21 protein-coding genes are annotated in these 21797 nt (G+C 39.9%); 8 read left to right on the top strand and 13 right to left on the bottom strand.

The window, feature by feature from the left end:
• Positions 1-228: 228 nt before the first annotated feature.
• Positions 229-2511 carry a family 20 glycosylhydrolase gene (locus OB69_RS08730; protein ID WP_053223339.1) on the bottom strand — a complete coding sequence of 761 codons (2283 nt, stop codon included), beginning with the start codon at positions 2509-2511 and terminating at the stop codon, positions 229-231.
• Positions 2512-2605: 94 nt separating this feature from the next.
• On the opposite strand from OB69_RS08730, the gene OB69_RS08725 reads away from it, so the two are divergent.
• Entirely contained in the window at positions 2606-3580 is a 975-nt protein-coding gene (locus OB69_RS08725; protein WP_053223338.1) for an isoaspartyl peptidase/L-asparaginase family protein, read from the top strand.
• Here the strand turns inward: OB69_RS08725 and OB69_RS08720 are convergent.
• From OB69_RS08720 to OB69_RS08705, 4 genes are all read right to left on the bottom strand, one after another.
• Entirely contained in the window at positions 3577-4815 is a 1239-nt protein-coding gene (locus OB69_RS08720) for a DUF418 domain-containing protein (protein ID WP_157608525.1), read from the bottom strand. The genes OB69_RS08725 and OB69_RS08720 overlap by 4 nt on opposite strands.
• A gap of 40 nt (positions 4816-4855) precedes the next feature.
• Entirely contained in the window at positions 4856-5182 is a 327-nt protein-coding gene (locus OB69_RS08715) for a Rieske (2Fe-2S) protein (RefSeq protein ID WP_053223336.1), read from the bottom strand.
• A 4-nt stretch (positions 5183-5186) separates the two neighbouring features.
• On the bottom strand, positions 5187-8300 hold the full coding sequence (locus tag OB69_RS08710) for a S41 family peptidase (protein ID WP_053223335.1): 3114 nt from the start codon (positions 8298-8300) through the stop codon (positions 5187-5189).
• A 155-nt stretch (positions 8301-8455) separates the two neighbouring features.
• Positions 8456-8887: a VOC family protein gene (locus tag OB69_RS08705; RefSeq protein WP_053223334.1), complete on the bottom strand. Its 432-nt coding sequence runs from the start codon at positions 8885-8887 to the stop codon at positions 8456-8458.
• A 125-nt stretch (positions 8888-9012) separates the two neighbouring features.
• Here OB69_RS08705 and OB69_RS08700 point away from each other — a divergent pair, with 125 nt between their 5' ends.
• Together OB69_RS08700 and OB69_RS08695 are read left to right on the top strand one after the other, a co-directional pair.
• On the top strand, positions 9013-9462 hold the full coding sequence (locus tag OB69_RS08700; RefSeq protein ID WP_053223333.1) for an Lrp/AsnC family transcriptional regulator: 450 nt from the start codon (positions 9013-9015) through the stop codon (positions 9460-9462).
• Between the two features lie 114 nt (positions 9463-9576).
• A complete protein-coding gene (locus OB69_RS08695) occupies positions 9577-11838 on the top strand; it encodes a TonB-dependent receptor (RefSeq protein ID WP_053223332.1) in 2262 nt (753 codons plus the stop codon).
• Between the two features lie 22 nt (positions 11839-11860).
• On the opposite strand, the gene OB69_RS08690 is transcribed toward OB69_RS08695, so the two are convergent.
• Together OB69_RS08690 and OB69_RS08685 are read right to left on the bottom strand one after the other, a co-directional pair.
• The gene (locus OB69_RS08690; protein WP_157608524.1) at positions 11861-12172 is read right to left on the bottom strand and encodes a hypothetical protein; all 312 of its coding nucleotides are present in this window, start codon (positions 12170-12172) and stop codon (positions 11861-11863) included.
• 223 nt (positions 12173-12395) lie between these two features.
• Positions 12396-12608 (bottom strand): helix-turn-helix domain-containing protein, encoded by a 213-nt coding sequence (locus OB69_RS08685; protein ID WP_053223330.1) that lies wholly within the window; start codon positions 12606-12608, stop codon positions 12396-12398.
• 172 nt (positions 12609-12780) lie between these two features.
• Between OB69_RS08685 and OB69_RS08680 the strand changes: the two genes are divergently transcribed.
• Entirely contained in the window at positions 12781-13062 is a 282-nt protein-coding gene (locus tag OB69_RS08680) for a hypothetical protein (RefSeq protein WP_053223329.1), read from the top strand.
• 19 nt (positions 13063-13081) lie between these two features.
• Here OB69_RS08680 and OB69_RS08675 read toward each other — a convergent pair whose 3' ends face one another.
• The gene (locus OB69_RS08675) at positions 13082-13729 is read right to left on the bottom strand and encodes a porin family protein (RefSeq protein WP_053223328.1); all 648 of its coding nucleotides are present in this window, start codon (positions 13727-13729) and stop codon (positions 13082-13084) included.
• Positions 13730-13772: 43 nt separating this feature from the next.
• Between OB69_RS08675 and gldB the strand changes: the two genes are divergently transcribed.
• On the top strand, positions 13773-14756 hold the full coding sequence (gene gldB, locus OB69_RS08670) for a gliding motility lipoprotein GldB (RefSeq protein WP_157608523.1): 984 nt from the start codon (positions 13773-13775) through the stop codon (positions 14754-14756).
• A gap of 11 nt (positions 14757-14767) precedes the next feature.
• Here the strand turns inward: gldB and OB69_RS08665 are convergent, their stop codons facing one another.
• Genes OB69_RS08665 through OB69_RS08650 form a run of 4 tightly spaced genes read right to left on the bottom strand, consistent with a single transcriptional unit; the run spans position 14768 to position 17441 of the window.
• On the bottom strand, positions 14768-15943 hold the full coding sequence (locus tag OB69_RS08665) for a glycosyltransferase family 4 protein (protein WP_053223326.1): 1176 nt from the start codon (positions 15941-15943) through the stop codon (positions 14768-14770).
• Positions 15944-15962: 19 nt separating this feature from the next.
• Complete coding sequence (gene nth / locus OB69_RS08660; protein ID WP_053223325.1) at positions 15963-16616, bottom strand: endonuclease III; 654 nt, start codon at positions 16614-16616, stop codon at positions 15963-15965.
• Between the two features lie 14 nt (positions 16617-16630).
• A complete protein-coding gene (locus OB69_RS08655) occupies positions 16631-16867 on the bottom strand; it encodes a hypothetical protein (protein WP_053223324.1) in 237 nt (78 codons plus the stop codon).
• A complete protein-coding gene (locus OB69_RS08650; protein WP_053223323.1) occupies positions 16842-17441 on the bottom strand; it encodes an RNA polymerase sigma factor in 600 nt (199 codons plus the stop codon). Before OB69_RS08650 ends, OB69_RS08655 begins: the two co-directional genes overlap by 26 nt.
• 278 nt (positions 17442-17719) lie before the next feature.
• Here OB69_RS08650 and uvrA point away from each other — a divergent pair, with 278 nt between their 5' ends.
• The 3 genes from uvrA to OB69_RS18985 all read left to right on the top strand — a co-directional run bounded on the left by uvrA (position 17720) and on the right by OB69_RS18985 (position 21503).
• A complete protein-coding gene (uvrA, locus tag OB69_RS08645) occupies positions 17720-20539 on the top strand; it encodes an excinuclease ABC subunit UvrA (RefSeq protein WP_053223322.1) in 2820 nt (939 codons plus the stop codon).
• A gap of 265 nt (positions 20540-20804) precedes the next feature.
• The gene (locus OB69_RS08640; protein ID WP_221404867.1) at positions 20805-21284 is read left to right on the top strand and encodes a DUF7000 family protein; all 480 of its coding nucleotides are present in this window, start codon (positions 20805-20807) and stop codon (positions 21282-21284) included.
• A 33-nt stretch (positions 21285-21317) separates the two neighbouring features.
• Positions 21318-21503, top strand: coding sequence for a VOC family protein (locus tag OB69_RS18985; protein ID WP_082338130.1), 186 nt, complete (start codon positions 21318-21320; stop codon positions 21501-21503).
• A gap of 1 nt (position 21504) precedes the next feature.
• Here OB69_RS18985 and OB69_RS08635 read toward each other — a convergent pair.
• On the bottom strand, positions 21505-21797 hold a 293-nt coding region (locus OB69_RS08635; protein ID WP_157608522.1), incomplete at its 5' end, for an integrase core domain-containing protein.

The following is a 21797-nucleotide window of genomic DNA, read 5'->3' as shown; positions in this document are numbered from 1 at the left end:
AATGACATGATAGTGTTTTTTGAGTTTGACCTATCCAATATCTTTAAAATAAATGAGTTGCCAAAGCATAGTTTTCTTCATTTTTAATCTGCCTGTTCAATTGAGTTAGGCGAATTACACCCGCCTATTGATAGCACTACGGACGGATTTTTTAGGTCGATATTGTGTGTCGTGAAATATGCTTTTCGCGGTTTGGTGTGAGCATTCAGAATCGAATAAATGCGAAGCCTAATGTTTAAACATGTTAGCCGGAATTGCTTGTTTTTCTATACCTGGGCCTTGAAAGGCAACCGACAAAGTTTCACCCCCTCCAGCTTCAAAATACTTGAGTAGAAAATTATGATAGCCAGCCTTTAAGGCAATTTCTCCCATTCGTTCCTGAGCGCCATGTGGACCATCATTATCAACCACCTTTTGCCCATCGATATTAAGTACACTACCATCATCAGAAGTGGTGTAAAAAATGTAAATGCCATCAGTAGGAACATTGATGAGACCCTGGAACACCAACCCAAATTGATTTGGTTGATTAGTAGGCAAGACAACATTTTCGGAAACAAAAGTAGAAGAAGCTTTTCCCTCAATTTGGCTTACACTTGAATAGTTTCGCTTGTAAAGCATGGTTTGTAATCCATTATCTACTTTTAGAGGGTTTATGGATTCAACCAACTCAGCTTTCTTGTAAACTCCCTGAACGATAGGACTGGATTTTCCTGTAGAAGTAACGGTTACCGCTTTTACTTGCAATTCTTTTTCAGCTATGTTCAGAATGAATGGAGCGGTATATTCTATTGAATTTTCCGAAGGCTGACTTCCATCTGTTGTATAGAAAATTTTTGCGTCTGAATACGGCACAGAAAGTTCAATCTCAATTTTTTCGGAAAGTGTTAAGCCTTGCTTCAAACCTGCCGGAGCAGCCACATGATAATTTATGTTCTTTGAATCGAGCAGCTGGTATTGGTATTTTAGCTTCTTCTGAAATCTTTCCCAGTTCTTATTTTCAGGCTTCGTCCAAACCGTTTCTGAAAGGGCCAGCATACGCGGAAAAACCATGTATTCCACATGATCAGAGGTTTTCATATACTCTGTCCAAACATTGGCCTGAGCACCCAGCACATGTTTTTGGTTCTCTTTAGAAAGCTCTTCAGGAATTGGTTCGTAATCATACACATCTTGAAGCGTAGTAAAACCACCAATGGCCAATGGCTCACCTTCTGGGCCTGCTTGGTAGTGGTCAAAGTAAGCAACACTGTTTGGTGTCATAATTACGTCATGGCCTTGCTCTGCCGCTTCAATGCCTCCGGCTTCACCTCTCCACGACATTACCGTGGCTTCAGGAGCTAAACCTCCTTCTAAAATTTCGTCCCACCCGATGAGTTTTTTCCCCTTGCTGATTAAGAATTTTTCGATTCTTCTGATGAAATAACTTTGTAACTCGAATTCATCTTTCAAACCTTCGCGTTTGATCACCGCTTGTGCCACAGCACTTTCTTTCCATCGGTCTTTTGGAGCTTCATCACCGCCAATGTGGATATACTGACCAGGAAAAAGCTCTATTACCTCTGAAAGCACATTTTCTAAGAAAGTGAACGTTTCTTCGCTTGGGCAGTAGATGTCTTTGTATACACCCCAAATGGTACCTACTTCAAAAGGGCCAGGCGTACAGCCCAGTTCAGGGTAAGCTGCTAAAGCTGCCATGCTATGTCCCGGCATTTCAATTTCAGGAATTACATTGATTTGCCTTTCCATGGCGTAAGCCACAATTTCTTTCACCTCTTCTTGAGTATAAAAACCACCGTGAGGAGTGCCATCACCTACATACGGACTAAAGTTTTTTTCTACCATGGTTTCTTTACGCATGCTGCCCACTTCGGTAAGTTTAGGGTATTGCTTGATTTCAATTCTCCAACCTTGATCTTCGGTAAGGTGCCAATGAAAGTTGTTCATTTTGTAAAAGGCCATCATGTCCAAGTACTTTTTTATGAACTCTACGGGGAAAAAATGGCGAGCTACATCAAGGTGCATTCCACGATATACGAACCGAGGTTCGTCATTAATTTTCATTACAGGGAGTTTCACAGCTTCTCCATTGAGGGGCAGCATTTGAATTAATGATTGAACGGCATAGAACAAGCCTTTGCCATTAGCGGCTTCTATTTTAACACCCTCTTTAGTAGTACTCAGTACATAGGCTTCGGGGTTATCTGAACCAATTGATTTTTGTTGAATAGCAATGAAATTACTGCTTGGTGTATCTTCTTTAATTTTCACCGTCCAATTAATTTCAGTGAGATAGTCTTTCAAATAATTGGCGATTTTTTGTTCTTCTTCATTTACGGCTACAATGGTTAAGCCCGAAGAAATCACCATCGTTTCGTTATTTGTGGTTTCAATACTTTGAGGCTGAGGAACAATTTGAACCGAACTAACCGCCAGATCTTCATAAGAATTAGATTGGCATGAAGAGGCCAAGATGGCGAATACACCAAGAATCGCTACTATTTTTTTCATTCGGGAAGATATTGAGATTCAAACAAATATAAAATCAATGTGAAAAGGTATGTCACAGGTCGGTACATTTTTTTAACTTCCTAAAATTTTTACCATGAGCAATCGCAGAAAATTCATCAAGTCGGGCATATTAGGAGGCCTTGCAGTAACCACCGGAAGTCTATCCACTTTGGCTTGTGCCACCCCAGCCAAAGCAGGCCAAAAGCCCATTGTTATTTCTACCTGGAACCACGGAATGCAAGCCAATGTAGGTGCTTGGGAGATTTTGTCTAAAGGAGGGAAATCCGTTGATGCTGTGGAACAAGGGGTAAGAATTACCGAAGCCGACCCTGATAATGCTACGGTAGGAATTGGTGGTTTTCCAGATCGCGATGGCATCGTAACGCTTGATGCTTGTATTATGGACCATAACGAAAACTGTGGATCAGTCGCTTTTCTTCAAAACATTATGCACCCTATTTCTGTGGCAAGAAAGGTGATGGACGATACACCTCATGTGATGTTGGTAGGTGAGGGCGCCAAAAAATTTGCTTTGGAGCAGGGCTTTAAAGAAGAAAACCTGCTTACACCAAATGCTGAAAAGGCTTGGAAAAATTGGCTTAAAAATCAGGATTACAAACCGAAAATTAATGTCGAAAACCACGACACCATCGGTATGTTGGCTTTAGATGCAGACGGTGATCTTTCTGGCGCATGTACCACTAGCGGGGCAGCTTGGAAAATGCACGGTAGAGTAGGTGATTCTCCAATTATCGGAGCAGGCCTATATGTGGATAATGAAATTGGAGCTGCCACTGCCACTGGTTTAGGCGAATTTGTGATTAAGATTTGTGGGTCACACATGATTGTTGAGCTGATGCGCCAAGGTTATCCTCCGCAAGAAGCCTGTAAAGAAGCCGTAGATCGAATTATAAGAAAGTACAAAAACAACTATATGGATTTGCAGGTGGGCTTTTTGGCTTTAAGCAAAACAGGAGAGTATGGAGCTTATGGAATTCACAAAGGGTTTAACTTTGCGGTAAAATCAAATACTCAGGATGAATTGATAGATTCTAAATCTGCGGTTTAATCTACTTTTCGAATGGCCTGTAAACGTCCATAGCTGAGCGATCGCCAAATCCATTCAAACGGGCCATATTGAAAATAGCTAAGCCAAATGGTGGAAAAGGCAATCTGGAAAATCCAGATAACCAATACAGCTACCGCTTGGGCCGAGCGGTCTAAATCGCCATAGAGGCTTAAGCCATGTCCGTAAAATATAAAACTGCAAATGATGGACTGAAACAGGTAGTTGGAAAGACTCATTCTACCTACATAAGAAAGGCTTTTGGCAATAATGCTTCGGGTGGAAATCTTACAGATTAATGCGATTATACCACAATAGCCAATGGCCAATAAAACACTGCCCCAATAGTTAAATTGAGAAAAATAGAAGTAACTCAATTCGAAATCCCAACGATAATGGAAATCAAGTATCACCCCTCCAATTACCATTGGTAGTCCGATTCCAATACCATAGATGGCCATTTTAGATAGGTACTTTTTAGATTGTTTTGTGGTAAGTGCCCCTTTTTTGTAAAAGGCCATGCCTAAGAGAATAAGTCCGCTTACTTTCCAAAATATTTCCGATAGAAACACTTTGGTTTGCATGTTTAATGCCTCAGGAACTCTAATCAGCATTTGCCTTTCCCAACTGCTAGTGTAATGGTCAATCTGGTAAGAAATTGTAGCCGCACTTGGCCTCCAAACTTCTTCTTCAAGCTTCATAAACTGACCTGATTCCCAAAACGGAATGCTGTACGCCAATAAAAGTTTAAGTGCCGAACCAAGTACAAGAAATATTATTCCGGCCCTAAAAAGATAGGCTTTACTCTTGCTTCGGAAAGCAAACATAAAGAAGCCACAAATGGAAAAAGCGACAAGCAAATCTCCGTACCAAAGCAGGTATGCATGAAAAACACCAATAATAAGTAGCCAAAAAAGTCTGCGGTACTGTAAGTTGCCCGATCGCAAATGCTCTTTTTTTGCTTTTTGAGAGATTAGAATAATGCTAGCGCCAAAAAGCATGGCTAAAATGGCCAGAAACTTTTCATTGGCAAATACATGGCTCAATAACCAAACGTAGAAATTTATGCCTTCTAGGTTTTCGAAAGAGGTTGGGTTCAAGTAGGCAGAAGGTGGCATTGCAAAACTCTGAATACTCATTAATAGAATACCGAGCACGGCTAGTCCCCTCAAAATATCTAGAGATATTACCCGCTTTTGGGTGTCGATGGGCTGAAGAATGTATGATGAACCTGCCAAAACTGGACTAATATTAGTGAATTAGTTTTTAATCGTGAAATCAATCATTGACTTGCAGAAAAACACCATCATTTTCAATTTTTAAAGAATGAATTTTTAGTGGCTTTGTTCTTTGTTCACATTCCATCCCATCTTTCAAACTAAAACGATATGCATGAAGCGGACAAACCACTTCATTTTTATAATTAATTGCCCCTTCAAGCAAAGAATGCTGATTATGAGGGCAAAGATGGTCAAACACGTGGAATTCTCCTTGGTATAAAACTAAGCAAATCTTTTTGTCCCCAATTCTAATAATCTTTCGCCCTTCATCTCCTAGCCTTTGTAGCAACTCCTCTTTGGAATCAAAGAGTTTATATGATGTCATGGTGCTAATTTTTCAGTTGCTTCAACACTTCTTCAATAGCTCGATCGAGCTGTGGATCTCTGCCATTAATGCGGTCTTTAAAATCCATGTTTACCAAAATGTCTGGGCTTACGCCTTCGCTTTCCAGATTTTTGCCGTCCATGGTGTAACAACCCCAAGAAGGCAAGCGGTAAGAAGAGCCATCGACCAAACCTGCCGAGCTTGTGAAAATAATCCAGCGGTAAGTTTCGGTACCTATTATTTTACCCAAACCAAGTTCTTTAAAGCCTGCCGCAGTCATTTCTGCATCGCTCAACGATTGCTCGTTAATTAAGAGTACCATTGGCTTGGCGCCTGCTCCAAAATTGGCCTGAGTAGTAAGTTTTCCTTCTCTAAACTTCCATTGCAAATAAGGCTTTTGAGAAAGGAACTTAAGCACTTCGTCATGAACATTTCCACCCGTATTGTATCTCAAATCTAAAATAAGTCCGTTGCGGTTATGACCTTCGGAAGTCATTTCGATTAGGAAATCCTCTAGCGAACCTGTGCTCATGTTTTTCATGTGAACATAAGCCACTTGCTCATTGGTGGCTTTATCTACTTTGCTTTGGTTGTCGGCAATCCATTCGTCATACAAGTTGCCACGCAAGACGCCCATGCTAGAAGGATGCACTTTCACGGTTAAGTTCTCTTTTCCTCGTTTTATGCCCAACGTAATTTCCTCGTCTACCGAAGGCTGTGCCAAGTAATACTCACGGTTCATTTTCGAATCGACTTCCATACCGTTAATCGAAGTGATAATGTCGCCTTTTCGTATGTTCTTACTCGAATAATCGGCTGGCCCTTCACTAACCACTTTTGTTATTTCATATGGGTTTTCGTTTGAGAATAGTACTCCTAAATTCAAGCTTTGGGTGTTATAATAAGTGCGTTCTTCTCTTCCTCCAGAATTAAAGCCCATGTGTGAAGAGTTTAATTCGCCTAGTAAATCATTCAGAAGCACACGTAATTCATCTCTACTTTTTACATGCGGAAGAAATTGGGCGTACTGTGTTCTAAGCTTTGGCCAATCGGCACCATGAAAGGTTTCGTTGTAGAAGTTCTCTTCAATGCCCGCCCAAGTTTCATCATACATCTGGTCGAATTCGTTGCGTAGCGATTTTCTGAATGTAAAGTCAGTTTCAATACTGCTCACCTTATTCTGCGCTAGGTTTAGCTTGCTTATGGCACCGGCATTCAACAAGTAATGCGTTTTGTTAACCGTAATAATGTCGCCACCTACACGGCCAGTTCCAGCAATTTTTTCTGTCTTGTTTCTTTCAAATGGTTCAATGGTCGTTACCCAAAGCGAACGCTGATTTTCATCGTGGTTAGAAGAATAAATCACATGGGTTTTGTCACCAGATTTGATTACTACGGGGTTGCTCTGTGCCCCAAAATTAGGACTCATTCGCTCTAAACTTCTCAGCCAGTCCTGTTCAAAGTCGATTGAAACCGCCACTTTGCTGCTGTCGTTTTTCTTCTCTTTTTCAAAAACCTCGTTCAGTTTATCTGATTTAAAGGCTTCTTCTTGACGAGAAAGTGGCACTCGGTACACTCTGCCATTCTGCATACCAAAAGGGTAACTCGGCTTGGTTCTGTCTGAAACGAAATAGAGGTATTTGCCGTCAGGCCCCCAAAATGGACTGGTTTCTGGTACGCCAGTATTCGTGTAATTGGTTAATTTTTTGGAAGGAATATGATAGAGGTAAACATCATCTTCGAAATCGTTTCTAACCGTAAAGGCAATGTACTGGCCATCGGGCGAGAATCTTGGTATTGGATTGTACAGCCCCCAAAGTTCTTCAGTAGCAATGGTTTCGCTTTTTAGTGTGCTTAAGTCTAGCAAACGCACTTCATTAATTCCGCTTAGGTAAACCCCCTGCGTTTTTTCTTTATTGAGCTCAAGGTTTCTGGCCGATTGATCATCTTGTGTCAGTTGCTTTTCTTTGGCTTGTAGGTCAGCCGCATCAATGCTAAAAAGGTTGGTGTAACCCTTTACTGTTTGCGTATAAATCAAAGTTTTGTTGTCTTTAAGCCACTTTACTTCGGTTACTCTTTCCTTAGGATTAGTGCTTACCTGCCGTATAAACTTACCGCTGATGTCCGAAACGAATAGCTCGCCCCTCGATACAAAGGCCATTTTCTTTTCATCTCCAGAAATATCGAAGGCAGAAATATTTCCGTTGGTGTTAAAGTCTGTGGTCTTCGCCAAAGTAGTGTTCTCGAAAATCGAGATTTTGAGTTTCTCGCTCTTCCTACTGGCTACATCGTAAACATATAGCTGGTAATCTCTTTCAAAAACGACCTTGCCACCATTCGCATTTACTTGTGGCGTTTTAATAGAAGTATTGAAACTGGTTAACTGAGTTTTATTGCCATTTGCAAGCGCATACAAATTGTATTGCTCATTGGCTTCGTCCGACACAAAGTATAAATTCCCTTTTCGGTCGATTGTTACCCACATGTCTTTTCCATCGTAATTGGTGTGCACCTTAAAATCGCCTGTCTTTTGATTGTACGATTTAATTTCTGGATTGAAGGCGCCTTTGTATCGCTTTCGGGCTACTTGATTGCTGCTTTCCCAGCTTTCGTTAAAATAAATTGTACCATCGGGGTGAATGGCCAAGTTGTGTGGCCAGTTAAAGTAATGTTCGAAAAGGCGCTTAGGTGTTCCTCCGTCAACCGATACCGAATAAGCCGATCGACTATTGTAACGGTTAGACTGGAAGTAAATCGTTTTGCTGTCCCAGGCCCAGGTTTCCATCTGGTCGTTCGATGAATTGAAAGTCAGTTGCTTGATTTCGCCACCGTTATAGGGCATCAAGTAGATGTCGTTATTTCCGTATTGTTCCGAAGAGAAAGCAATCCATTTGCCATCGGGGCTCACGCGCGGGTAACTCTCATTGCCGTCCATGGCTGTAATTCGGCTGGCAGTTCCACCAGCGGTAGCTACTTTCCATAAATCGCCTTCATAAGCAAAAATAACCTCCGAACCATCTGGATTTAGGCTAGGCGTGGAGGCAAAGTATACATCGCTTTGCGCATGAAGTGACGTGGCTAAAATTATTAAAGTGAGTATCGAATAAGTCTTTTTCATACAAAATTGATTCATGATGGAAGCCAATTACATGGCAAAACGGCTGTTCTACCATGTAACTAGTGATTAAATGTATCGGATTTGTACTTTACTTTCAAACGTCTGCCAAGAATCGGTTGAATTCGCAATCGCAAAAACTGTCGATTTTAAGGGGTTTAACCTTTGGCAAATAATTGATCGATATTTTTGAAAGCTTTAAACTCTAGAGCGTTGCCGTCAGGATCTAGAAAAAACATGGTCGCTTGTTCTCCAACTTCGCCTTTAAAACGGACATATGGTTCTATAACGAAATGGATTTCTTCGGCTTTTAACCGTTCCGACAAATCCACCCATTCGCTCCAGTCTAATACTACACCAAAGTGAGGAACGGGAACATCATGTCCGTCTACAGGGTTAGATTGAGCTTTGTCGATTTCTTGATCCTTAGAGGTTTTGTGAATGACGAGTTGATGGCCAAAAAAATTGAAGTCGACCCACTTTTCAGCGCTTCTTCCTTCGGCACAACCTAAGACTCGACCATAAAATTCTCGGCATACTTCCAAGTTTTGAACAGGAATAGCCAAGTGAAATGGATTAAGTTTTTTCATTTTGTATTAAAGTTATTTTCTCACAAAGTTCTTTTGTGGTTGCTTCATTATAAAACGGATTGAATTGTGTAAATTAGATATTTCAGTTTTATGAATGGTTTTGTTAACGATTAGCAGTTGATTCAATGATTGATGTTTTAGATTTAAAAATCCTGAAGGTTTTAGAGAAAAACTCAAGGCTTTCCTTTGCCGAAATCGGGAGGCTTGTTGGTCTTTCCCCTTCTGCCACAAGAGAGCGTGTGCAAAAGCTAGAAGAGAAAGGGGTGATTTCTAATTATACAGTAGAAATCAACAGTCGTTTACTTGGGTATGATATTGAGGCTTTTATCTCGGTGAAGGTATTTCACGGCAAACTCAAGTCTTTTTTAAGTGTTGTAGGAACTTACCCTGAAGTAAAAAGAGCTTATAGAATTACGGGTGGTCAGAATGTTCAGCTAGAAATCATTGCAAAAGACAGGCTGCAGTTACAGAAGCTTATCGATAAAATTATGGAATACGGTGATACGCTCACCCAACTCATATTATCAGAAGTAGAAATCGACAAAGAAAAAACCACTTACACTATTTCGAAATAACTAAGCCTGAAATCCTTTAAAACAGGGTGGCAAAGTGTTCTCAATCCACAAAAAATCCGATCTTCGAGTGTGGAAAATTACGTTGCAAAGAGAGGTCGGAAATCAAAATATATTATGAAGCATGCTCAGTTAGTTTTGGTGCTATTCTTTTTGAGTATAAGTTTTTTAACCAAGGCCCAAACGGGAATAATACTCTTAGGCAAGAATGCCGAACCCGTAGAAGGAGCCTTAGTGAATGTACTAGGCACAAGCCAAGTGAAGGTAAGCGACCAACGGGGTATTGTAGTGCTTGAAATTACAGAGAACAGTAAAGTCAATATTTCTCATGTCGGTTTTAAAACTACGGAAATTGAGATCAAAGTAGACTCTTGGCAAACCATTACGCTTAGCCCAAATACAACCAACTTACAAAGTGTAGAGGTAGAAGGCTTTTTGGAAAACACTGATCTTAGCGAGCAAGCAGGTGCCATTTCAACCATTGGACTGAGGGATTTACAACGCTTCGATCGAAGCTCTTTAGTGCAAGCTGTTAATTCTGTCCCTGGCATTCGTTTCGAAGAAAGGGCCGGAGCAAGCTATCGCATTTCTATTCGTGGAAGTTCGGTTCGCTCTCCTTTTGGTGTGCGAAATGTGAAGGTGTATTGGAACGACATCCCCTTTACTGAACCCGGAGGAAATACCTTTATCAACTTGCTCGACCTTAACAATATTTCTGGAATTGAAATTATCAAAGGCCCTGCAAGTAGTATTTATGGCGCAGGAACAGGCGGAGTAATCAAACTAAAAAGTACAGTGCCGGGCGATCTGAACAATAGTATACAGGCATCGGCCATGGTGGGTTCTTATGGAATGCAAAAAGCGGATGTGATTTTCAATCAGTTGAGCGAGAAAAACAGTCTTACCGTAAAAGCAGCCATTCAAAAAGCAGACGGCTATAGAGAGCACAACGCAATGGACAGGCGTATTTTGGAAATGGATGCCTTATTTTTTCCGAATAACAAACAGACCTTTTCGATTTCATGGCTATACTCAAACCTGTTCTATGAAATACCCGGAGCCCTAAATCCTTTACAACGAAGTGAAAACAGGAGGCAATCGAGGCCGGGAAGTATAGACAGAAATGCTTCTGTTGATAATCAGTATTGGCTTATGAAATTGGGACAGGAGTTAGAGTGGGGCAGGGCCTGGAAAGGGAAAATGTCCGTTTTTGGTTCGAAGATGGACTTCGAAAACCCATTTATTCTGGACTATAAACAAGACGAACAAGATATTTTGGGAGGAAGAATGGAGGTGAGTAGGGATGTTATTTTGGCTGAAAAACCCGCCTCGTTTGTAGTTGGGGCAGAGTTTCAGAAGTCCTTTTTTTCAGGGAAGAACTTTGGAAACGTGATGGGTCAAGCAGACACCATTAACTTTGAAGATGACATCAATTCTAGGCAGTCCATTTTGTTTGGTTCTTTTAAAATAGAACCTATGAAAGATCTTTTTGTCACCGCTGGTCTTAGCCGAAATGCACTGAATTATGACATTAATCGCTTGGTGGATAAAGTGAATAACAATCCTACTCAGTTCAATAAGGAATTCGAAACGGTATGGTCGCCAAGGCTAGGGGTATCGAAAAAATTGAATGAAGATCTATCGGTTCACTTCAGTATTTCGCAGGGCTTTTCACCCCCAACCACCACTGAAGTACGTACCAATGAGGGCAGCATTAACCGCGACATTCAACCTGAAAAAGGCACCAATTATGAATGGAATGTACGGGGCACTTTGCTGAATTCTCGGCTTTCATTCGACATGGCCATTTTTAGGTTCGACCTAAAGGAATCTATTTCATCTTATACTAATGGTGATGGTGTTGTGCTCTTTAGAAATGCAGGAAAAAACATTCAGCAAGGATTAGAATGGCAGCTTTTGGGCGAATGGATTAAAGATGAAAAACAGTCTTTGCAGAATTTGAGTACATCGCTTTCATACACTTTTCATGCTTTTGAATATAAAAATTATGTGAATGATGGCGATGATTTCTCAGGAAACGCTTTACCCGGAACGGCCAAAAATGTAGTGAACCTACAAGTAAATGCGAGCTTCATTTACAACCTAGACGTGAACCTAAGTTATCATTATTCAGACGCTATTCCCCTCAACGATGCGAACACGGTATATTCAAGACCTTACAACCTATGGAATATGAATTACAGTTACCTTATCCCTAAAAAGAAAAAGGCGCAATGGGAGGTGTTTGGAGGGGTGAACAATATTTTTGATGTGGATTATAGTTTGGGCAACGACCTTAACGCTTTTGGCAATCGCTACTTTCAGCCAGCACCAAGTAGAAACTACTTTATAGGCGCGAGATTAAAGTTCTCTTATTAACCGCAGTTTTGAGTGCTCAGGCCTATTGGTCTCTCTCTAATTTGTCAATTCGTTGATTTACAGATTGTAGCTCTTTTTTTATTTCTGCTAAAGCCTCTTGTAAATCAGTCTTTTTCGGTTCTAGAACCTTGTATTCTACTGCGGAGTCGGCTGCCAATAGTGGTTCATTATCAAGTAACATTTCACCTTCTCCAGTAACAAGCCAGTTTAAATTTATGTTCTCATATGATTCTTTCAGTTTTGAATAGAAGTCATGACTGGGAGATGTGCGTCTGCCATTTTCAGAAACTATATTATGAATTGTAGTACGACTGAAATTCAGTTTTTTAGCCATTGAATTTACAGATAACCCAAAGTGCCTCATCAATAGCTCCACTCGATCATTTACTGACATAATTAAAATAATGTTATCATATGTTTGTTTTAGTAATCAAATGATTACATATTTGTTCATTGGGTTAATGGTTGAACCAATACATTAACTCAAACTTAACAAAAAGCGCAGATAAAATAACTCTGAAAAGAGGAGGGCTAAACTCATCAGGTGTACCGATAAGTTATTCTTTTGTTCTTACTAATAACTCTCTAACGTCTACGTCTAGTGTTTTGGCAATAGTAAACAGGGTTTCCATAGTAGGTTGCATATCGTTAGTACACCAGCGAGAGACAGTGGTTATATTTTTCCCTGTTTGTTCGGAAAGCCAATTATTAGTTTTTCCCTTCTCTGCTAATACCGCCTTAATACGGTTGTAAATTTTTTTATCAGCCATAAAATCATCGTTTAACGCAAATTATTGGCCAAAATAGGAAAATTAAAACTACTAGTGATAAATCAAGATGTCGTTTTGCTTAATTATTATATCGTATAATGAACTAATAATTGTGTTTAACGATAAAAATTTTAATTTTGAGTGAAGATTACAAACGTTTAAACTAATTGTTATGGATAAAAAAGCCCTCGCCTTGCATCTAATAAAACAAGACCTTAAGTATCGTCAGATGGTTATTGGCCTAAACAATGTGGGTATTCATATAGAGTTCTACCCCGACTTAGTTCGTGTTATTCGAGCTTTAATGGGGCACTCTAATGTAAAAACCTTAGACACTTGGGCAGATGTATATGTGGAAGGAATGTCCAAGATAGAAAAGGTGGCTTGGGGAGACGAGGCAGGGCTTTATATAGTTGCTCTTCAGATTTATAAATCCCTTGAAAGCTTCACTTGATCAAGCGTATTATGCCCATTTAAAACTTAATTCCAACTTCTAATGCAAACAGCCTGTTTTTAAGGCTTAGCTCATCGTAGGTTTCGTTTTGAGTTTTTACCTGATTAATGAAACCTAAATTATAGAAAAGGCCAGCGTAAAGGCGAGTATTAACGCCAATAGTTCGTTCTAAGCCTCCGCCAAAATTCCCTGCCACATCAAAGCTTCTGAATTCGCGAATGATATCTGAATTGTCGGATTTGGGAGAGTTGCTCAGGCGTATTTCAGGCACCACTCCAAAATTGAAGTAGATTTTTGTGTCGAGGATTACTTCATTTGTGTAAAGTTTCAATAAAGCCGGAACCTGCAAAAACTCTTGGCTAAAATCGGCAGCTCCAATTACATTGGCTATGCTATTGGTTGATCGAGCAGTTACTCCAAAATCTTTGGAAGCATAATTAATTCCTGCACTGAAAAAGTAGTTTTCTTTAAACTGGTAATCTACAAAAGCACCAATTAAAAACTGAACGGAAGAACCGTTATCATCGTAATTCGTGCTTGCACCATCCGTACTTGGTTTTGAATAAGTAAGTGTAGGGCCTAATTTAATGCCTATGTTATAATCTTGTGCCAGTGCTGATATACTAAATAAGGTTAACAGAACTGCTGCAAAAGTGAATTTCCTCATGGGGAATAAAATAAATGAATACTTTTGTCATTTAAAATTAAGTATGAACAAAAGCTGGATTATTAGTTTCGTTTTCTTGTTGGTAATGGCTTGTGGCAAAGACGACCCTTGCAAAGACATTCCAAATATAGACCTTGATTTGGACTATAAGAGTTTGGTAGACCAAATTCATTCGGTAGAAGATACTGCGGCATTGAGTGCTTTTTTTGAAGAAAATCCTGTGGTACGCGATTACTTCTTTTTAGCGGCCGATTATCCGTCTAAAGCTGAGATGCTTACAGAGGTTTTCAATCTCATAAAAAACCCTTTTGTGGATACACTCTATCAGCAAACCAAGCAGATTATAAATGAAGCCCAATTAGAGCAAGATTTAGAAATAGCTTTTAAGCGTATCAAGTCTTACTATCCAGAATACAAAGTGCCCAAAGTTCAAACTGTTTACTCTGCCTTTGGTAACGATGTGTTTTTTTCGGATTCCCTAGTGGTTATTGGAATTGATTATTATTTAGGGCCAGAAGCGTCATACCGACCAAATGTGTATGATTATTTGTTAGTTAGATTAACTCCAGAGCATCTGGTTCCGCACATTGTTCAGTTCACCTCATTGAAATTCAACGATACTTTTGATAATGGTGAGCGCACTATTTTAGAGGAAATGGTTTATTATGGAAAGGCACTTGAGTTTACTAAAACTATGTTGCCATGCTTGCCCGATAGTTTGATTATGGGCTATGATAGCGAAACTTTAGCCTCTTCAATTCGAAGCGAAGGCTTTCTTTGGTCGTATTTTGTTGATAATGCATTGTTATACAATAAAGATCCCCTCAATTTGACGAAGTATATTGATGAACGCCCGGGAGTTCCTGAAATTGACCCCATTTGCCCTGGTAGAATTGGCCAGTGGATGGGTTGGAGAATCGTTCAGAAATATCAAGAAGAAAAGGATTTGGACTTTACCGAATTGATGAAATTGACGGACGCAAATGACATTCTATTGCAATCCAGATACAGACCTAAAAACAACTAGCCTTTATTGCTCTACTTAAGTACGGAAATCAACTTCTGTACTTGGAGTCTTCTAGAGTAAAGTTTTTCTGCCACGTTACGTGCGTTGTTTTTGTACTCTTCTAGCCTTTGGGGTTGATTAATAAATGGTGTAATCTTCTGAATAAAATCAGTAGGATCTTCTGGGTTAGCGTAGAAACCACATTGATTTTCTTCCACTAAGTCTTTTGTCCAGCCGGTTGAGTTTACAATGGTAAGCTTACCCGAAGCCAGACTGTCGAACATTTTGTTTGGGCTGTTGGTGCCTAAAACAGGAATGTTGGCAAAAGAGACATATGTGGCATCGGTTACGTTCAGTAATCTTCGCACACCCTCCTTATTCTGATGGCCATAAAACTCTACATTACTTAGGTTTTTTAAATAGGCCTCAAGTTTAATTTGATGAAGTTTCGAGCCTTCACCCACAACTTTAAATTTTATATTTAGCCCTGCTTTCAAACATTTTTCAGCAATTTTTAGCAAAAACTCGAGGTGATTGGTAATTCCAATACTTCCCAAATAGGTAACAACAAAGGCATCGTTTACATGGTAAAACGAAGTCAGTTTTGGGTCTTTTAATTCCTTACTAAAAAACTCGCAATCGGCCATATTTGGAATCATGTGCACTTCTTTTTCAGGAACTACTTCTTTAATCCAATCTTCCATGCCAGGTGAAAGTGCAATAACCTTATCTGCATGGTTGTATATTTTAGCTTCAAGCGCATAAAGCTGCTTTTTTAACCAACCAGCCTTAATAGCCCCAATCTGAATCGGGGCAGTGGGCCACAAATCTCGTACTTCAAAAATATAGGGTTTGCCTAATTTTTTCTTTAACCAAAGACCTACCAAGCCTACTGTTAATGGTGTGGAAGTTAAATATGCCAAGTCAAAACTCAAGTTCTCTTTTGAAATCAGGTGCTTGGCCTTTTTTTGAAATGAATAGAAAGAAAAAATACGCTTAAGAAACCCTAAATCATTGCTATAATAAACTGGCAAATAATGGACTGTGATTCCATCAATCACGGTTTTCTGATAGATTCCTTCATTGTGGCTTGTAATCATTTCAACCTCAACACTCTCGTCCACCAAGCCTTTGGCCAAGTAGTAAGAGCGAATGGCTCCACCTTCTTGAGGCGTTTTAAAATATTGGTGGATATACAGAATTTTCATGGTGAACAATCAACGGGCGCTATCGTGCTATTCCTTCCTTTTTTTCGAAATAACGGCAAAAAGAAGTTAAAGCGCATGACTCGCATTTGGGAGTACGGGCTAAGCAAGTATAGCGACCATGTAATATGAGCCAATGATGCGCCAAGGGAATCACCTCTTTTGGTAAGTGTTTTACTAATTGTTTTTCTACTGCCAAGGGGGTATTGGCATTCTGATTCACCAAACCCAATCTTTTGGAGACTCTATATACATGCGTGTCTACCGCCATACTGGGCTGATTCCAAATTACAGAAGTAATCACATTAGCTGTTTTTCTGCCTACACCGGGCAGTTTCTGTAAATCCTCAATGGTTTCTGGAATTTCAGAATTAAAATCTTCCACCAACATTTTGCCTAAGCCCAAAAGGTGCTTGGTTTTGTTGTTAGGGTACGAAACGGTTTTTATATAGGGAAAAAGTTCGTCAAAATGAGAAGCCGCTAAATGGGCCGGGGTAGGGAAATCTTGAAACAATTTGGGCGTAACCATATTGATTCGCTTATCGGTGCATTGAGCACTCAAAACCACAGCCACGAGCAGCTCGAACGGATTGCCATATTGCAGTTCCGTTTCGGCCTGTGGTTGGTTTTCACTAAAGTATGCTATAAAAGCCTCGTATCTCTGCTTCCTCGTCATGCCCCTAAATTAGGCTATTTCAAGGAATGAAGGTCATAGGATTTAGAGTAACTTAGTATTTTGTCGATAGCCGACTCAGAAGGTACTCGTTCAGCTGCCGTAATAGACTTCACTGTTTGCTCAAGTTCATGCAACTCATGCGCCAGCGAGCCATTTAAAATAGCAGCAGTTTGAATTTCGATATTTTCTTCTGTGTCGGTTTCCTGATATATGTATCTGATCAGGTCATTCTGGGTAGATGTTCTTATCATACGCAACGTTCATTTTGTCCATCTTTTTTCTAAGATTGATGAGCGCATAACGCATACGACCAAGGGCGGTGTTGATACTAACATCTGTTACTTCAGCAATTTCCTGAAAGCTCATTTGCATGTAGTGCCTCATCATAAGAACTTCTCGCTGTGAATCGGGTAGCTCTTTTATTAACTCCCTAAGTAACGCATGTGTATCTTCTTTTATTTGACGATCCTCGATAGATTCTTCAGAAAACTCTAAACTGTTGAACACATTGCTGCCATCTTCCATCACAATTGTAGGGTACCTCTTGGCCTTTCTAAAGTGGTCAATCGCTAAATTATGTGCGATTCGGCTCACCCAAGGCAAAAATTTACCTTCTTCATTGTAGCGTCCAGACTTTACTGTATTCACCACTTTTACATAAGTTTCCTGCAATAAATCTTCTGCAAGATCATGGTCTTTTACAATCATATAGATTGTTGTAAAGATTTTGTTTTTGTGACGTGATACTAATTCCGCGAATGCGTCTTCATTACCGTTTTTGTATAGCGATATTAATTGGCTATCGCTTACTTCGTACTTCCTCATGTTAGTTATTGTTAGGTCTAAGTAGAGGTTTATATCATACGGTAATGTTTAGTTTTTGGAAATGGATTAATGAAAGTAACAATCTCAAATGTATTGATTCAAATACAGATTACAAATATTTGATCGTAATTTTTGATTTTCAAGCTTTAGGCTAATGCCTTCAGCACTATTGCAAAACTTTAATCAAGTATAATGCCAGAGTTTAGAATTTAATTCTGAAAAAGGTAATTATTTTTCAGTTAACAATTAGTTGTTAGCTCTGTTATCTTTGCAATCTTATGAATTCAACAACACTTAGCCGCCCTACCCCTATTGATGACCTGAACCCCAGAGAGTTCATTATTATTAAAGGAGCTAGAGTAAATAACCTCAAAAGTGTAGATGTGGCCATTCCAAGGAATAAACTGGTAGTGGTTACTGGCCTTTCTGGTTCTGGAAAATCATCGCTGGCATTCGATACGCTTTTTGCTGAAGGGCAGCGCATGTATGTGGAAAGCTTGAGTTCATATGCCCGCCAGTTTTTAGGGCGAATGGAAAAGCCCGAGGTAGATTACATTAAAGGCGTTTCACCTGCCATTGCTATTGAGCAAAAAGTAAATACCCGAAACCCTCGGTCTACGGTAGGCACTACTACCGAAATTTACGATTATCTAAAATTACTTTTTGCCCGAATTGGAAGGACCTATAGCCCAGTAAGTGGCAAAGAAGTGAGCCGCGATAGCGTAACCAGTATTGTAGAGTTTTTGATGGCCAAAGAGGAGGGCACCAAGGTGATGATTCTTTGTCCGCTGATTCAGAAAGAAGAGCGTAGCGTAGCAGAAGAACTGAACCTCTTGCTACAAAAAGGTTATACCCGTGTGGTAGCCAAAGGCGAGCCCTATTTTATAGAAGATTTACTCAAGGACGAAAAGGACATTGTTTCCAAAGACTTAGAAATTCTTATTGATAGAGGTGTTGTGGCCCATAATGAAGACACACAATTCCGTTTTTCAGATTCGGTACAAACCGCCCTTTTTGAGGGGCAAGGGGATTGTATTGTTGAAGTGATTGGTGAAGGCCGAACGGCTTTTTCAGACAGATTTGAGGCAGATGGAATTTTGTTTGAAGAGCCAAGCGTTAACCTATTCACCTTTAATAACCCCTTTGGTGCTTGTAAGCGCTGCGAGGGTTTTGGGAAGGTTTTAGGAATTGATATTGACTTGGTCATTCCCGATAAATCTCTTTCGATATATGAAGGTGCTATTGCTCCTTGGCGAAGCGAAACCATGAACAAATGGTTGCAACCGCTATTAAAACACGGCATTGAGTTTGATTTTCCTATTCACAGAACTTATGCAGAACTTACCGAAAAAGAGAAGGAGCTGCTTTGGACCGGCAACAAATATTTTAAAGGGCTTAATAAGTTTTTTGAACATTTAGAGTCGAAAACACACAAAATTCAGTACCGCGTAATGCTTTCGCGTTACCGTGGCCGCACCGACTGCCCAGAGTGCAAAGGCACTCGATTAAGAAAAGATGCTGCTTATGTAAAGGTAGACGGTAAAAGTATTACCGACATCGTACTAATGCCTGTAAAAGAAGCAGCTGTTTTCTTTGAAAAACTTCCGCTTACTGCGCATGAAGAAAAAATTGCCAAAAGGTTACTTCAAGAAATCCAGAACCGACTTGAGTATTTAGGTCGAGTAGGTTTAGGTTACCTTACTCTCAACCGATTGACTAGCACTTTGTCGGGCGGGGAGTTTCAGCGCATTAAACTCTCCACTTCTTTAGGTAGTGCCTTGGTAGGCTCTATGTATATTTTGGATGAACCGAGTATAGGCTTACACCCTCGCGATACCGACCGACTGATTTCTGTACTGCTTACCCTGCGCGATTTGGGAAATACCGTTGTGGTGGTAGAGCACGAAGAGAAAGTAATGCAGGCGGCTGACCAAATCATAGATATTGGACCCGATGCAGGTTCGCATGGAGGAGAGTTGATTTTTCAAGGCACGATTGACGAATTGGTTCAGAATGGCACAGGTCATACCGCCAATTATTTGAGCGGAAGAGAAAAATTGCCAATTCCTGAACACAGAAGAAAATGGCGTGATGCGCTCAAAATAAAAGGCGCCAGAGAAAACAACCTCAAAAACGTGAGTGTTGATATTCCCTTGGACGTGCTGACCGTAATTACCGGGGTAAGTGGTTCGGGAAAATCTACCTTAGTAAAGAAAATTCTTTATCCTTCATTGGGTAAAATGTTGGGCACGGTGGGCGAACAAACCGGAAAAATGGATGCGCTTGAAGGCGACACCAAAAAGGTAACCCAAATCGAGTTCATTGATCAAAACCCCATTGGTAAATCATCTCGGTCGAATCCGGTTACTTATGTAAAAGCCTATGACGCTATCAGGGCTTTATATTCCAACTTAGCACTTTCAAAACAGCGCGGTTATAAGCCCGCATTTTTCTCCTTTAACGTAGATGGTGGTCGTTGCGAAACTTGCCAAGGTGAAGGTGTAGTGAAAATTGAAATGCAGTTTATGGCCGACATTCAGCTGACTTGCGAAAGCTGCAAAGGCAAGCGTTTCAAACAAGAAATTCTAGAAGCCACCTATAACGACAAAAGCATTGCCGATGTATTGGACATGACCATTGATGATGCTATGGACTTCTTCGCCAATGAAAAAGCAGTGCATAGTAAACTGAAGCCGCTGCAAGAAGTGGGCTTGGGCTATATCCGTTTAGGGCAGTCTTCCAATTCGCTCAGTGGAGGCGAAGCGCAAAGGGTGAAACTGGCTTTCTATTTAGGAAAAGGAAAATCGAATGACAAGGAGCACATTCTTTTCATTTTTGATGAACCGACCACAGGTCTTCATTTCCATGATATTAGTAAACTGATGAAAGCCATCAATGCACTGATTGAACAAGGCAATTCCGTCATTATTATTGAGCACAACACCGAAGTCATTAAACTGGCCGACTGGATTATTGACCTTGGTCCAGAGGGCGGCCAAGAAGGCGGTAATATCACTTTTACTGGCACCCCAGAAGAAATGATCAAACTCAAAGACAATTACACCGCTCAGTATTTGGCTGAGGATATGGGAAAATAAACTTTCCAAAAGTTAACTGGCTACTCCACCCATCATCTTTTAATAATCAAGGTTCAATAAGGAGAACTTTTGGAAAGTTAATGCACTCCCTCAACATATTTACAGGGTTGTTTTCAAATTATAAGCTAAGCAGTGACTGGTATGTCAGTCATAAAAATGAATATATTTATGGTTCTCAGTCATAAATGTGACTGATGTATACTGCTGTGCTTAAACTTAAAAAACAACGAAACGGAAGAGTTTTAGAGATATTTAAATGGAGGACTTGAATAAATATGTCGCAATTTATAAAGAGCAATTAGACAAGGGAGACATCTTAGTTGCTTATAACGAATTAGTCAAATTTGTTATGAAGTTGAGAACGGAATTTATTAAAGGGCTTTCTGATAAATATTCGTTTACGGGAATTCTTCACGGATATATGGACTACACATATTTTTACTATTCGAACGTTTTTTTAAAAACTAAAAAACTAAAACTCGGACTAGTATTAAATCACTTAGAAATGAGGTTTGAGGTTTGGCTACTTGGAAATACAAAGCCGATTCAAAAGAAATACTGGGAATTATCAAAAAGCACAAAGTGGAACAATGACAAAGACGAAATGCCAGCATACTCAATTCTTGAAGCGGTTTTAGTTGAAAATCCTGATTTCAACAATTTGGCCAAACTAACCGAACAGATAGAAGCTAAAATGATTACTACCTCGGAAGAAATATTGAACTATCTAAAAACACTAAATTGACTCAAGTCTAAACTTGAACTACAAAAGAAAAATATGAAGGCAATTAATCGAATAATGACGAATATCTGCTCGGACAATTTAGCGGCCAGTCGAGATTTTTACACAAAACTATTCGACTTTAAGGTGGACTTTGATAGCGATTGGTTTGTACACTTAATCTCAAAAAACAAAAATCTGGAATTGGGAATTGTAGGCTCCCCATTTTTAGTACGGTTCTAAATTATAAAATATATTGATTGTTTAAAGCTTCTTGGCCTAAGTGGAGCGTAGCGGAACGAAGGCCAAGAAGCTTTTCGTTTTTGTTCTTATACATTGCTGGACTTAAGCCTCCTAGGGCGTCATGGGGTCGCTCTTGGTTATAATCTTTAATCCAATCATCAGTAATCATCCTTACTTCATCGAGTGATTCAAACAGGTAACTGTCCAGCACAGCATTTCGATAAGTTTTGTTGAACCGTTCGATAAGCGCGTTTTGAGTGGGCTTACCGGGCTGGATGAACTTAAACTCTATCC

Source organism: Roseivirga seohaensis subsp. aquiponti (assembly GCF_001267955.1).
In the GTDB taxonomy this organism is placed as follows: domain Bacteria; phylum Bacteroidota; class Bacteroidia; order Cytophagales; family Cyclobacteriaceae; genus Roseivirga; species Roseivirga seohaensis.
This window is presented reverse-complemented; position numbering and strand designations above follow the sequence as displayed.

Excerpts from the sequence above, each read along its gene's own strand:
- OB69_RS08730 (WP_053223339.1), bottom strand. The coding sequence starts at position 2,511 with ATGAAAAAAATAGTAGCGATTCTTGGTGTATTCGCCATCTTGGCCTCT.
- OB69_RS08725 (WP_053223338.1), top strand. The coding sequence starts at position 2,606 with ATGAGCAATCGCAGAAAATTCATCAAGTCGGGCATATTAGGAGGCCTT.
- OB69_RS08715 (WP_053223336.1), bottom strand. The coding sequence starts at position 5,182 with ATGACATCATATAAACTCTTTGATTCCAAAGAGGAGTTGCTACAAAGG.
- OB69_RS08710 (WP_053223335.1), bottom strand. The coding sequence starts at position 8,300 with ATGAAAAAGACTTATTCGATACTCACTTTAATAATTTTAGCCACGTCA.
- OB69_RS08705 (WP_053223334.1), bottom strand. The coding sequence starts at position 8,887 with ATGAAAAAACTTAATCCATTTCACTTGGCTATTCCTGTTCAAAACTTG.
- OB69_RS08700 (WP_053223333.1), top strand. The coding sequence starts at position 9,013 with ATGATTGATGTTTTAGATTTAAAAATCCTGAAGGTTTTAGAGAAAAAC.
- OB69_RS08695 (WP_053223332.1), top strand. The coding sequence starts at position 9,577 with ATGAAGCATGCTCAGTTAGTTTTGGTGCTATTCTTTTTGAGTATAAGT.
- OB69_RS08690 (WP_157608524.1), bottom strand. The coding sequence starts at position 12,172 with ATGGCTAAAAAACTGAATTTCAGTCGTACTACAATTCATAATATAGTT.
- OB69_RS08685 (WP_053223330.1), bottom strand. The coding sequence starts at position 12,608 with ATGGCTGATAAAAAAATTTACAACCGTATTAAGGCGGTATTAGCAGAG.
- OB69_RS08680 (WP_053223329.1), top strand. The coding sequence starts at position 12,781 with ATGGATAAAAAAGCCCTCGCCTTGCATCTAATAAAACAAGACCTTAAG.
- OB69_RS08675 (WP_053223328.1), bottom strand. The coding sequence starts at position 13,729 with ATGAGGAAATTCACTTTTGCAGCAGTTCTGTTAACCTTATTTAGTATA.
- gldB (WP_157608523.1), top strand. The coding sequence starts at position 13,773 with ATGAACAAAAGCTGGATTATTAGTTTCGTTTTCTTGTTGGTAATGGCT.
- OB69_RS08665 (WP_053223326.1), bottom strand. The coding sequence starts at position 15,943 with ATGAAAATTCTGTATATCCACCAATATTTTAAAACGCCTCAAGAAGGT.
- nth (WP_053223325.1), bottom strand. The coding sequence starts at position 16,616 with ATGACGAGGAAGCAGAGATACGAGGCTTTTATAGCATACTTTAGTGAA.
- OB69_RS08655 (WP_053223324.1), bottom strand. The coding sequence starts at position 16,867 with ATGATAAGAACATCTACCCAGAATGACCTGATCAGATACATATATCAG.
- OB69_RS08650 (WP_053223323.1), bottom strand. The coding sequence starts at position 17,441 with ATGAGGAAGTACGAAGTAAGCGATAGCCAATTAATATCGCTATACAAA.
- uvrA (WP_053223322.1), top strand. The coding sequence starts at position 17,720 with ATGAATTCAACAACACTTAGCCGCCCTACCCCTATTGATGACCTGAAC.
- OB69_RS18985 (WP_082338130.1), top strand. The coding sequence starts at position 21,318 with ATGAAGGCAATTAATCGAATAATGACGAATATCTGCTCGGACAATTTA.